This is a genomic window from Parabacteroides sp. 52 (assembly GCF_010500925.1).
In the GTDB taxonomy this organism is placed as follows: Bacteria; Bacteroidota; Bacteroidia; order Bacteroidales; family Tannerellaceae; genus QVMG01.
Window position 1 is genome coordinate 334,077 of sequence record NZ_QVMG01000001.1, and the last position, 12,474, is coordinate 346,550.

10 protein-coding genes and 1 tRNA gene are annotated in these 12,474 nt (G+C 41.6%); 7 read left to right on the top strand and 4 right to left on the bottom strand.

Annotation, left to right across the window (positions count from 1 at the left end; all coding sequences use genetic code 11):
* Positions 1-89 precede the first annotated feature (89 nt).
* The 4 genes from D0T51_RS01345 (at position 90) to D0T51_RS01360 (ending at position 5,941) form a co-directional block, all read left to right on the top strand.
* Positions 90-1,262 carry a glycoside hydrolase family 105 protein gene (locus D0T51_RS01345; RefSeq protein WP_163724129.1) on the top strand — a complete coding sequence of 391 codons (1,173 nt, stop codon included), beginning with the start codon at positions 90-92 and terminating at the stop codon, positions 1,260-1,262.
* Between the two features lie 45 nt (positions 1,263-1,307).
* On the top strand, positions 1,308-4,580 hold the full coding sequence (locus D0T51_RS01350) for an SUMF1/EgtB/PvdO family nonheme iron enzyme (RefSeq protein ID WP_163724131.1): 3,273 nt from the start codon (positions 1,308-1,310) through the stop codon (positions 4,578-4,580).
* Positions 4,581-4,706: 126 nt separating this feature from the next.
* A complete protein-coding gene (locus D0T51_RS01355; RefSeq protein WP_163724133.1) occupies positions 4,707-5,294 on the top strand; it encodes an LEA type 2 family protein in 588 nt (195 codons plus the stop codon).
* Positions 5,295-5,308: 14 nt separating this feature from the next.
* The gene (locus tag D0T51_RS01360) at positions 5,309-5,941 is read left to right on the top strand and encodes a CatA-like O-acetyltransferase (protein ID WP_163724135.1); all 633 of its coding nucleotides are present in this window, start codon (positions 5,309-5,311) and stop codon (positions 5,939-5,941) included.
* A 220-nt stretch (positions 5,942-6,161) separates the two neighbouring features.
* On the opposite strand, the gene D0T51_RS01365 is transcribed toward D0T51_RS01360, so the two are convergent.
* Positions 6,162-6,872: a bifunctional 2-polyprenyl-6-hydroxyphenol methylase/3-demethylubiquinol 3-O-methyltransferase UbiG gene (locus tag D0T51_RS01365; RefSeq protein WP_163724137.1), complete on the bottom strand. Its 711-nt coding sequence runs from the start codon at positions 6,870-6,872 to the stop codon at positions 6,162-6,164.
* A gap of 159 nt (positions 6,873-7,031) precedes the next feature.
* Entirely contained in the window at positions 7,032-7,601 is a 570-nt protein-coding gene (locus D0T51_RS01370) for a phosphatase PAP2 family protein (protein WP_163724139.1), read from the bottom strand.
* Positions 7,602-7,926: 325 nt separating this feature from the next.
* Here D0T51_RS01370 and D0T51_RS01375 point away from each other — a divergent pair, with 325 nt between their 5' ends.
* Entirely contained in the window at positions 7,927-8,517 is a 591-nt protein-coding gene (locus tag D0T51_RS01375; RefSeq protein WP_163724141.1) for a hypothetical protein, read from the top strand.
* Between the two features lie 305 nt (positions 8,518-8,822).
* Here D0T51_RS01375 and D0T51_RS01380 read toward each other — a convergent pair.
* Positions 8,823-8,897: transfer RNA gene (locus D0T51_RS01380), tRNA-Pro, on the bottom strand.
* Between the two features lie 144 nt (positions 8,898-9,041).
* On the bottom strand, positions 9,042-9,944 hold the full coding sequence (locus D0T51_RS01385; protein WP_163724143.1) for an AraC family transcriptional regulator: 903 nt from the start codon (positions 9,942-9,944) through the stop codon (positions 9,042-9,044).
* 369 nt (positions 9,945-10,313) lie between these two features.
* Between D0T51_RS01385 and D0T51_RS01390 the strand changes: the two genes are divergently transcribed.
* Together D0T51_RS01390 and D0T51_RS01395 are read left to right on the top strand one after the other, a co-directional pair.
* Positions 10,314-10,934 carry a TetR/AcrR family transcriptional regulator gene (locus tag D0T51_RS01390; protein WP_163724145.1) on the top strand — a complete coding sequence of 207 codons (621 nt, stop codon included), beginning with the start codon at positions 10,314-10,316 and terminating at the stop codon, positions 10,932-10,934.
* A gap of 30 nt (positions 10,935-10,964) precedes the next feature.
* On the top strand, positions 10,965-12,455 hold the full coding sequence (locus D0T51_RS01395) for a TolC family protein (RefSeq protein ID WP_163724147.1): 1,491 nt from the start codon (positions 10,965-10,967) through the stop codon (positions 12,453-12,455).
* Positions 12,456-12,474 lie beyond the last annotated feature (19 nt).

A 12,474-nucleotide genomic window follows, 5' to 3' on the forward strand; every position in this document is an offset into this window, starting at 1 on the left:
CTTTTCGAATGAACATTTGAAGTAGCGAGAGCAGAAGCCATGCTTGCGCCAAATGACTAATTTTAATGAACAGATTTAAAAGAGAAACAATGAAAAGAAAAAAAACAAAAAAAATCCTGCTTTCTGGTGTATTGACCTGTTTCATCGCTCTTCCGGCTTTCCCATCTGAAGCCCCTTCATCTCCTCTTCTCACTGAAAAGCAACAGCAAAAAACACAGTTTACCCAACAAGAAATACTCGATATATCCCGGAAAGTAGCCGACTGGCAAATCCAAACGTTCCCGGAAAATAAATACGCCAAATCCGAACCCAAAGGGTGGATCACCGGTGCTTTATACATGGGTCTGTTTGATTGGGCCGAGCTATCGGGTGATCCACAGTATTTTGACTGGCTGAAAAAAGTATGCAACCGCCTACACTGGCAGGTGGCCGACCGGATGTACCATGCGGATGACATCTGTGTGAGTCAGACCTATATCGATATGTTCCATAAGTTCGGGGAGGAAAAAATGATTATTCCTACATTGGCTCGTATAAACTGGGTGATCGAAAATCCATCCCAAGGGAGCCTGAATATTGATTACAGCAAAGCCAGCACTTATGAACGCTGGTCGTGGTGCGACGCACTTTATATGGCACCGGGGGTGTATAGTCGGCTCTACAGTATGACGGGAGATAAGAAATACATGGAATTTGCCGATAAGGAATTTAAAGCGACCTATTTTCATCTCTTCGATAAGGATGAGAATCTCTTTTACCGCGACAGCCGTTATTTCGGTCAGCAGGAAGCCAACGGTAAAAAAGTATTCTGGGGACGTGGCAACGGATGGGTGATCGGTGGCCTGACAGAGATGTTGAAAACATTACCGGCGATGGATACAACCTATCGTCCGTTCTACGAAAATCTATTCATTCAACTGGCAAGTCGGTTGGCTGAATTGCAAAATGCCGACGGTTTCTGGCACGCCAGTTTATTGGATCCGGCCAGTTATCCGTCACCCGAAACCAGTGCTACCGGTTTCATTGTGTATGGACTGGCTTACGGCATCAACCAGGGCTATTTGCCGGCAGATAAGTACCTGCCGGTGGTTGTGAAAGGATGGGAAGCATTGGTCTCCGCTGTTGAAGAGGACGGGAAGCTGGGATGGGTACAACCGGTTGGAGCCGATCCACGCAAAGTAACCCGGGAGATGACCGAATTGTATGGTGTCGGTGCCTTCCTGATGGCTGCCTGTGAAGTCTATCAACTAAATGAAAAATAAATTCTATCTTTGATAGTAGATTGAATCATTCTAAAACTGCATTCTATGATATCTCGCCAGATCACTCTTTTATTATTACTCATTACACTGTATATCCCTTTTTCCTCAGCGCAGGAAATACAAAAACAAGATTCTCTCCGAATCGAACAGACCCTCCGGTTGAAGGAGAAGATCGCCTGGATTAAACCGGAAAATATCCGGCTTTCGCTTGAAGACTTACGAAAGACAAACCAAACGGAACGGATAATAGGGGATGCAAAACTGCAACAGCTCGAAAAAGAGTTGGCAGATTTTGCCCCTGCCCTTCTCCTTTCTTCTTTCAATGAGGCGCAAGAGATACAAGCACGCCATATCCTTGAATTACACCGGGAGATTATGTTATCCAACCCTCTCTTGAAGAATACGCCTATCATTGCAACCCGCTATCACCTGAAAGGCAAAACACACCGGGCCATGGGTCCCTCCCTGGGTACGGCACCGGCCAATTATTCCTCCCTCTTTTCCGGAGCAAGAAAGGGATATGATGCGGAACTGATCGAGATTACCGATTTGAATATGCAGGATGCTAAAATTTTATACAAACCGGAGATCGACGTACCCATCTCTGATGTGCAATTGCACTGGGAGGCCGACCGCCTTCTGTTTACCTCACTTGATAACGAACGGAAATGGCAAATTTATGAGATCCGCACGGATGGTAGCGGACTGCACCAGAAGATCGTTACCGAAGAGCCCGACCTGGAGTTTTGCGACGCCAATTACCTACCTGACGGCAAGGTGGTAGCAACTAGCAATATCGGATACAATGGGGTACCCTGCGTGAATGGGGAGGATATCATCGCCAACCTGATCTCTTACGATCCGGCAAACGGTACACTCGACCGTCTCACATACGATCAGGACGGAAACTGGTGCCCGGTTGTGATTCCCAACGGACGGATCATGTATACGCGGTGGGAATATACCGACCTGACCCACTATTTCTCCCGCATTGTGATGCATATGAACCCGGACGGAACAGAAAACAAAGCACTCTATGGCAGCGGCTCTTACTTCCCCAACAGCACCTACGATATGAAACCCCTGCCTAACTCCGCCAGTCGTTTTGTGGCAATCATCACCGGTCACCATGGCGTATCCCGTTCCGGCAGGTTAATGATATTCGACCCGGCCAAAAGCCGCAAAGAAGAAAAAGGCATGATCCAGGAAATCCCGTTCCGCAACCGACCGATTATCCCGATTATCAAGGATGAATTGGTAAAGGATGTATGGCCTCAATTCATGAAGCCTTACCCTTTGAATGACACCTATTTCTTGGTTGCTTGTAAACTCTCCCCCAATGCCTTATGGGGTATTTACCTGGTAGACATCTTTGACAACTTAACATTAATAGCTGAAGAAGAAGGTATGGGCTTGACTGCTCCCATCCCTGTAAAAAAGACAAAAACACCCCCTATTATTCCCTCGAAGGTGAAACCGGGAGAAAAGGAAGCCACCTTCTTTATCCAGGATATGTATGAAGGAGAAGGCACCCTAGGTGTCCCCCGCGGAACAATCAAAGCCCTGCGGATATTTGCCTACGAATATGCCTATGTGCAATCCCCTTCCGATCATGATGCCCAAGGTATACAAAGTGGTTGGGATATCAAACGCGTCCTGGGAACTGTACCTGTCGAAGAAGACGGATCGGTTATGTTCACAGCTCCGGCGAATACCCCGATATCTATTCAGCCCCTGGATAAAGACGGTGCCGCCATACAATGGATGCGTAGCTGGGTAACCGGCAGGCCCGGAGAAATCGTTTCTTGTATCGGTTGCCATGAAGATCAAAATACAATCCCTATCCCCAAACGCACCATAGCGTCCCAAATGTCTCCACGCAAACTGGAAATACCCGAAGGAGGCGTTCGTCCTTTTACATTCCCCCTGGAAGTGCAACCAATTTTAGACAGAAATTGCATTTCTTGCCATAACGGTACATCTGAAATACCGGACTACCGGAAAGGCAATAAGGTTCTCTATAAACGGGGCATTGTCACTAAGATCGAGCGTTACTACGATCAAAGTTATCTGAATCTTCATCCTTATGTCTACCGCCAGGGGCCTGAAGCCGATATGTATGTATTGAAACCCTATGAATATCATTACAGCAACAGTGAACTGATTCGTATACTACAAAACGGTCATCATGGCGTTGAACTATCCGATAAAGAATGGACTACACTTTATACATGGATTGATTTAAATGCACCTTACTTCGGGGCTTTCACACAATTGAAAGAATGGAAAGGCATCGATCAGGTGAATCGCCGGCGGGAACTGTCTAAAAAATACAGCAATGTGGATGTGGACTGGCAACGGGAGATTCGGGAGTATGCGGAATGGCTGAAAGAGCATCCGCAAACAGCTCTGACATCCCCCAAAGCCCCCTCACTTCCATCTCCTAAAATACGTAAAAGACCTAAGAACCCCCAAAGAATACCTCGCCCGACCCGCCAACTGGAAATAGCCCCTGGAGTAGAAATCTCGTTGGTATGGATTCCTGCCGGCTCATTTATTATGGGAGATCAGAAAGAGGCTTCCGCTTCACCTGTATTTAAAACGACAATAAAAAAAGGCTTCTGGATCAGTACGACGGAGATATCAAACAAACAATTCACCACGCTTTTCCCGGAACATGACAGTCGGTATATCGGTCAAACCTGGAAAGACCATACAACACCCGGTTACCCGGCCAACCACCCCGAGCAGCCGGTCGTCCGTGTAAGTTGGGAGGAAGCCACGGCATTCTGTGATAAATTGAGTAAGAAAAACGCATGTAAAGTATTCTTACCTACCGAAATACAATGGGAATGGGCCGCGCGGGTCGGAGCAGACACGCCTTTCTGGTACGGAGATTGTACAGCCGATTTCTCCTCGTATGAGAATCTAGCCGACAGCACCTTGGTAAATCTGGCCGTAACAGGTGTTGATCCCAAACCAATGAAACCCACTGATCCCATGCGTAAATTCTGGGACTACCAACCCAAGGTCTTGACCGTGAATGACGGCCAACTGATATCCGCCCCGGTAGGTAGTTATCAATCCAATCCCTGGGGACTGTATGATATGCACGGAAATGTGGCGGAATGGACACGCTCCGATTATCACCCCTACCCTTTGCGAACGAAATATAAAAAGAAGACAACAGAAAAGAAAGTCGTACGTGGAGGCTCCTGGATCGAACGCCCGCAATTTGCAACTGCAACAGCCCGCAAAGCCTATTTGCCCTGGCAAAAACCTTTTAATGTAGGATTCCGGATTGTGATTGAAGAATAATCGGTAAAAGACATATTCAGTCTAATATAAAAGCATAAAAAAGGGGGGCTATTGTCCTCCTTTTTTATATTTTTGCAATCTCATTCAAAGTGCGCCGTTTTATTCACTATAAATTATAATTCACTTATGAAAATCAAACAATTTACACTGCTCTTAATCACGCTGTTTCTGTTTTCCGGTTGCGACGTAGCCAAACAACTTGGCGGAGCCTACAACATGACTCAATGCAAATACGACTACAACTCGATTGACGGATTATCTGTTGCCGGAATAAATCTATCCAAAGGGATTACAGCCCTGCAAATATTGCAGCTCACCCCGATTCTTACCGGACAAGCCTCTTCCATTCCTTTGAATTTCACACTCAATATGGACATAAGCAATCCGAATCAATCAGCTGCCATGTTGCATGGTTTGCAGTATATACTGCATATTGACAATATTCAATTCACCTCCGGTACCATTAATCAGGCGTTGAATATCCCTGCTGGAGGCAAACAAATGCTTCCGTTGACTATCGGTGTGGATCTGGCGACTCTACTCAAAGGAGACACCAAAGATGCCGTACAGAATATTGTTAAGAATATTGCCGGTATAAACGACCAGAAGTCGAACGTTACCTTGCAAATCAAACCCACCCTTATGATCGGCAACCAGGCTATTCCCTCGCCTGTATATATTCCGGTTCATTTTTCTTTTGGTGGAAAAAAATAAGACCGACTCGTGTTATGAGACACCTGATTGACAAACAAAACTGGGACAGGATAGAACATTTCAACTTCTTTAAAGAATTTGATGATCCATACCATGGCGTTGTGGTTGATATCGATTGCACCCTTATTTATACGTATTGTAAAAAAAAGGGTGAATCTTTTTATGCCTTCTACCTTCATAAAATGTTGAAAGCAATAAATGCCTTAGACGCATTCAAATGCAGAATCGATGGAGACGAAGTATACTGTTACGATACCGTCCATGGATCAGGAACTGTAGGCAGGGAAGATCATACATTTGGCTTCTCTTTTTACCCTTATGATCCGGATTGGATTACTTTCAAAACTTTGGTAGAAAAAGAAAACCAACGTGTCAAAGAGGGTACAGGACTCATGCTCGACACCAATGGAAGCCGGTTGGATACGATTCATTTCTCCGCCGTTCCCTGGTTTCGCTTTACCTCGTTAAAACATGCCCGGTCTTTCAGTAATCCCAACGGAACGCCCAAACTATCTACCGGTAAAATATATCACTCAGACAATAAAATATGGATGCCGACACAGATAGAAGTTCATCATGGCTTGATCGACGGATGGCATTTAGGTGTACTTATCGACAAAATACACGAAACGTTCTGTGAGATTTAATTTATTTCTGACCAATTAGGATAGAATACAAACCTTTTCATTTTCATTCTATGAAACGATCTTTACCAAACAAATGAGAGTATGTAAAAGAGGAATAGGTTTGAGTCTTTAAGGAAAGAGATAATATCTGAGAATGAATAAACTAGACTATGAGACATTACGCTTTTTAGAGTACGGTGAAGTGAGGTCCAAAAGCCCACTTCACCTTTTTTTATCCCCTTCAGCCTCTCTTCCGTTTCAGTTCAGCCAGATAAAGGAAATGTTTATCTTCATCTATTTTTTTACAGGTAAAACCAGCCGTATCCGCCCAGAAAGAGAGTGTATCAAAATCAATAAATAACCAATCGAAAAAGTCTCCTTTTTCTCCGTCGAAATGGAATGAATACTTCAACTCTCCATAATAAGGATCATCCGGATCCGGTATAAAGTCCCCCTCTTCTTCTTCAAATAAATAGCGAATATCCGACGAATCCAATAAAATCTTACCCTTGTCTGATAATAATTGTTTGGCCTGTGCAAAAAAACGAGGCAAACGATCCAAACGTCCCGTGATACCCACTCCATTCATCAACATCAACAACGTATCAAACTTCTGGCCTTCATAATTGAAAAAGTCTTGCTGATAGACCTTTTTAACACCTCGTCTCTGCATAACCTCCACGGCTCCGGGAGAAATATCAATAGCCGTAGCATCCACTCCTCTTTCCTGCAACCACAAAATATGACTGCCCGCTCCGGCTCCAATATCCAATACCGAACCTTGCACCTGGTTTAATGCCAGCTTCTCTATTTGAGGCATTTGTTTATAGGTACGAAAAAAAGTTTCTATAGGCCATTCTTCGGTTTCAGCCATATCACTTTCAACCGCAAATACGGCATTTTTATCTCCGTTCAAATAGGCCAAAAGCCCTTTACCATAAATATCTTTCATGCATTTCTGTTTAGGTAATCATTTATTCAATACCGCTTACCCTCCTACAAAAGGAAAACAGAAACAAAGGTAATTCTTTTTGCCCTTGTTGCTTGCAAAATAAATACGACTTTTAGTCTCCGTTTAATTACAATACAAATATGAAAAATAAGTTCTTTATCACCGCTTCCGAATATCTTTATAGGTTGCGGATGAACGTAAAAGGAGGCAGTAAGCCAACCAACCCATAAATCCCCCAAAAAGAATACCGACTAACACATCCAACGGATAATGTTTGCCTACATAGATACGGCTGTATGCCACAGCCATCGCCCAGGCAAAAGCCATAATGCCATAGATGTTGTTCCGAAGGTATAAGACGGAGAATACAACCAGACAAAAAGAAGTGGAAGAATGGGCCGAGAAAAAACTATAACTACGACCCGCCTCCTCCAACTGATGGATTATATCTTTCAATAATAGGACATGCCCCGGCCGGGGACGCATAAAAAACAGTTTGATCAGATTATTTGCCAACAGATTGAATAACAGAGATGCTCCCAAAAACAAAACCACCCTCTTCCCTTTGTTCCGGTCTCTAAAATAAACCACCAACACTATCGCCAGACAAACAATCATCCATACCGTATACGAACTCAATAAGACCATCACCGGGTCCAACCAAGCTACATGTTTACTATTTAAATAGAGAAAAAGCTCTTTATCCCATTCCGGAAAATTTATATCCATGGTAAAATGTACGTTTTTTATTCAAGAAACAAAGTTAATATTTTATTTATTGTCATATACCTCTCGATGACAACACGTATTTTTTACGATGTGCCGGGTAGACACTCCCCTCTTTTCTGAAAAAAAAAGCCCGTTTATCTAATAAATCTTTTGTATTTTTGAAGGCTTACCAAGCATAATTGTTCTCACTTATTGCATGGAAGCATTCTTCTAAGCGCAAAAAAAATCGAATAGTATGCTTGTATATGTTCTTTCGTAGTTAAGAGGAATAAGAACCATGAAGGGACTTTTAAAACAAAGTAGTTGTTAGTTAATAGTATAAAATATGGAAGAAAAAAACGGACTTGACATTCTTTTGCAACATCTGACTGAATGGGGATTCTCACCGGATGTTTCTGTTGTAAAAAAAGGTAGCATTTTATCACGAAAAACCCAATTTGCAAGTGACACAACGGTTACGGTACTTTTATCGGATTCCATCTATTTTGTAGCCCGCTCCAATGTTTCTTCTTCTTTCATGGGTATCTATTCATCCATACAACTTCCTGTTGATGCAGAATACAAAGTATATAAAAAAGATAAATTTGATTTTTTATTTTTATCCAAAAGACAAAAAGTGGGTATCAAATACATCGATGAGAATCTGACAATTATTTCTTCCAAATGGATTCCCTCCAAAGAATTAAATTCAGAAAACACCGCACTGTTTTTAGATATCAACAAAACAGGCATACCCTACAAATTAGTTATAGAAAACAATTACCTATTTTCAATCGTTGAACCATTGATCGACAAAAAAATCATAGGAATAGAAACCGAAAACTGGTTATGCCAAAAAGAAGAACTGGAGAATCTACTAAAAAAGGGAGAAAACTTGATTCGAAAAATGAAAGACACTTACGCCCAACAGTCATAATACACAACGCATCCATCGCCTCCAGAACCTGAAATCACCTTTTTGGGGATCCCCAATCATATGCCAAAGGGATTTCCTTCAAAGAAATAAACCGGTCACATTCCGACGTTCATTCTACTGTTGATAGCTATCGTCAGTACTGATGATAACTATCGTTACTACTGATGATAGCTATCGTTATTACTGACGATAGCTATCAACAGTAGAATAATGGCAAAATTTTGACTTAACCAGGGCCCATCAACCCAACTTTCCACCAAACAAAAAAGCCAGACAAGTTATAATACTGTCTGACTTTCTTTCTGTCGGGGTACCAGGATTCGAACCTGGGACCCCCTGCTCCCAAAGCAGGTGCGCTAACCGGACTGCGCTACACCCCGAAAAATCAATATGTCTTTTTCAATGAAATAAAGGATATTTCCTTGAATGCGGTGCAAAGGTAGGTTTTTATTTTTAAAAGCAAAATTATTTCGCTGTTTTTTTCTCAAAAAGTGTATCCCCATTAGAAATATCCGGTCTTACTTTTACGATTTCCGATATTCCATAGGAGACATCCCCATTTGCTTCTTGAAGAATTTACCAAAAGTAGACTGGTCTGAAAAATTCAATTGGTCGGCTACTTGTTGTACGGTTATCTGGGGCATTTTAAGTAAGATTTTCGCTTCGGTTAGCAATACGTCGTCTATCCATTTATTGGCAGACTTACCGGTTAACTCCTTTAAAATAAGGGAGAGATACTGGGGAGTAATAAATAATTTTTCCGCATAAAAAGCCACACTATGCTCTTCTTTGGAATGGGCAAAAAGCAATTGCAAAAAATCATTCAATATCTCCTCCTTCCGGGAAAGAGTAGGTCGTACCATCGTATCGTTTTTACCTATCAATACATTGGCCATCTCTAACATAAAACCCACAAATGCATTCTGCATAACTTCTTTATGAAACGAATGGGTACGCAGACGTATTTTCTCACATAAAATCTGAATGGCATTATTGATATACGTGGTCTCCTCGGGTAGAAGTTCCGTACACGGGTTCTTGCGCAACATCATATAATTAGTCATGGAGGGACTTCTCTTTTCCGTATTCAGTTCATCTATAAACGACTTATCCACCACAATTAAACGGGCTTTAAAGTCGGAGCTGGCACCGGCTACCTGGAAAATATGTGTCGGCATAATGATGATAAAGGTATCGGTTGATACCGTATAATGTACATAGTCCAAACTTATTTTGGCAGACCCTTGCAACACCAAGATCATAAATAGGGCATTTAACCTGACGGGGGAAGAATAGTCTTCGTTCTTTATCTCATCTGAAGTAACAGAAACATCTACATTGACAACACTTAAAACATTCTGATAATTATCAGAATCCACAAAATATTCCTGAAGTTCAGCCAACTCTATGATAGGTAATGCATTCATGTCTTCACTTTAATTTATTAACACCTTGTACGCTATCCGCGAACGGATTGTTTCGTTTTTGACCAACAAATATAGAATATTTTCTGATAATCAAAGTAAATATTTCATCTATTTTCAAAAACGACCAACCCTGTAACAGAATAAACCATTTCAGTTTCCTGAAATTAGAGACCTTTGTATCGGTATTAACAATTTATAGGCAAAAGTTTTTAAATTATTTCGTGCAGAAACAAATTCATCGGATAATATCCGGTATTCGTCGGGATACTTTCGATATCAAACGAATCTCTTTTGTTTACACAAAGACATCCATTTACTTTTGCTTCATAAATGACAGTTACATAAAGAAGAAAAACTGTATTTACATAAATGATTAAAGAGCAAATCATAACAACAGCATTCGATTTATTCTCGCAATATGGTATCAAACGCGTAAGTATGGATGATATAGCCCGAAATCTGAGTGTATCCAAACGTACTTTATACGAGTACTTTGACGACAAAGAAACATTGTTGGTCTGTGGATTGGAATATACCCATATGCGGCTGGTTGCTTTTTTGGAAGAATTGGAAAAAGGCAAATACACCGTTATTGATATCATTTTGTTGTTTTATGAAGAATTAATGAAACGTCCCCGCTGGTATAGCCAGAAATTCTATGAGGATTTGAAAAAGTATCCCAAAGCGATGCAGAGAAAAGAAGTAGAGAAGGATAATTTCACGCACAAATGCATGCATTTGTTCAACCGGGGTGTAGAAGAAGGGGTCTTTCAGAAAGAGGTAAATTTTGAGATTGTAGCATTATTGGCAAAAGAACAGGTCAAAATGGTGCAACCTTCGAAATCTTTCTGTAATCATTCCAACGCCGAGGTTTACAATACGGTATTGATTGCCTTCTTACGAGGTATTTGTACAGAGAAAGGACGTCAAATTCTGGATCGCTGGATACGAACCAAACGTATACAGAGTGTTAGTTTTGAAAAAAATTAGGTTATTTATATTAAAGACAAATCTATTTAAATGAAACGATTAGTAGAAAACAAAAAGTTGATGGGGGCAGTATTATTCCTGTTGCCGGCTCTTGCTTTTTCTCCACTGAAAGCCCAGGAGCCCCTGGTATTAACATTGGACAAAGCATTGGAGATAGCGATGAGTGAGAACCCGACGGTAAAGGTAGCCGATCAGGAAATCGAAAAAAAGAAGTACGCAAAGAAAGGATCATATGCTGCTTTATTTCCACAGATAAATTTCGGAGCTGACTATACACGTACATTGAAAAAACAGGTAATGTATATGGACGGAGCTTTTGATATGAGTTCCATGCTTGATCCGATTACCACCCCGATTATTCAAGGAGCGGATAAAACAATCGCAGGCATAATCCCGGGTTATAAGGAAGGAACGCTGGCAGAAAACATCAATTCTTTTATGCCGGAACCCGAGCCATCCGATGGGAGCAGCGAAGGTATATCTGTGGGTCGTGACAACAACTGGAGCTTGGGATTCAATGTTGGAATGCCACTGATCAATGCTTCTTTGTGGAAAAGCCTGGCTTTGTCCGGAACAGATGTGGAATTGGCCATCGAACAAGCACGTTCTTCCAAAATTGATATGGAAAATCAGGTGAAGAAAAGTTTTTATAGTGTCATGCTTGCCAATGATTCCTATCTTGTATTCAAAGAAAGCTATGATAATGCGATGGAGAATTACAATGACATCAAACAGAAATTCGATCAAGGATTGGTTGCCGAATACGACCTTATCCGTGCAGATGTTTCTGTCAAAAACGTGGAACCCAATATGTTGCAAGCAGCAAATGCTGTCAAATTGGCCCAATGGCAATTGAAAGCGCTTATGGGTATGGATTTGGATTTAGCGATTGAATGCCAAGGAGAACTGACCGACTATCGCACAGAGTTATATGCTGATTATTTAGCAATAGACACTTCACTGGTTGACAATACCCTCCTGAAACAAATGGATATTCAAACTTTGCAATTGAAACACTCACTCAAAATGCAACAGTTCGAATACCTGCCAACGCTGAACCTGAGCGGTTCATACAATTGGTCTGCGATGAATAACGATTTCAAATTAAAAAATTACCAATGGAATCCTTATTCGATGGTCACACTCTCTCTGTCTATTCCTATCTTTTCGGGAGGAAATAAATTGCATAAGATAAATCAGACCAAAGTATCTATCGGTCAGATGCACCTGCAAAAAGAAGATACCCAAAGAAGCCTGCAACTGGCAGTCAGACAATATATGGACAATATGAACACCTGTATCAAACGCTTTGAGGCTGCAAAGAAAGGAGTCGAACAAGCCGTGCGAGGGTATGCTATCACTCAAAAACGCTATGACACAGGAGCCGGCACATTGCTTGAAATGAATGATGCCGAACTGGCTATGACCCAGGCTAAATTGAACTATAACCAGGCAATTTACGACTATATGGTAGCCAAGTCTGACCTGGAAAAAACATTGGGTAAACACACACAGAATTAAAGATAACAAATAAAAAGCT

Excerpts from the sequence above, each read along its gene's own strand:
- D0T51_RS01345 (WP_163724129.1), top strand. The coding sequence starts at position 90 with ATGAAAAGAAAAAAAACAAAAAAAATCCTGCTTTCTGGTGTATTGACC.
- D0T51_RS01350 (WP_163724131.1), top strand. The coding sequence starts at position 1,308 with ATGATATCTCGCCAGATCACTCTTTTATTATTACTCATTACACTGTAT.
- D0T51_RS01355 (WP_163724133.1), top strand. The coding sequence starts at position 4,707 with ATGAAAATCAAACAATTTACACTGCTCTTAATCACGCTGTTTCTGTTT.
- D0T51_RS01360 (WP_163724135.1), top strand. The coding sequence starts at position 5,309 with ATGAGACACCTGATTGACAAACAAAACTGGGACAGGATAGAACATTTC.
- D0T51_RS01365 (WP_163724137.1), bottom strand. The coding sequence starts at position 6,872 with ATGAAAGATATTTATGGTAAAGGGCTTTTGGCCTATTTGAACGGAGAT.
- D0T51_RS01370 (WP_163724139.1), bottom strand. The coding sequence starts at position 7,601 with ATGGATATAAATTTTCCGGAATGGGATAAAGAGCTTTTTCTCTATTTA.
- D0T51_RS01375 (WP_163724141.1), top strand. The coding sequence starts at position 7,927 with ATGGAAGAAAAAAACGGACTTGACATTCTTTTGCAACATCTGACTGAA.
- D0T51_RS01385 (WP_163724143.1), bottom strand. The coding sequence starts at position 9,944 with ATGAATGCATTACCTATCATAGAGTTGGCTGAACTTCAGGAATATTTT.
- D0T51_RS01390 (WP_163724145.1), top strand. The coding sequence starts at position 10,314 with ATGATTAAAGAGCAAATCATAACAACAGCATTCGATTTATTCTCGCAA.
- D0T51_RS01395 (WP_163724147.1), top strand. The coding sequence starts at position 10,965 with ATGAAACGATTAGTAGAAAACAAAAAGTTGATGGGGGCAGTATTATTC.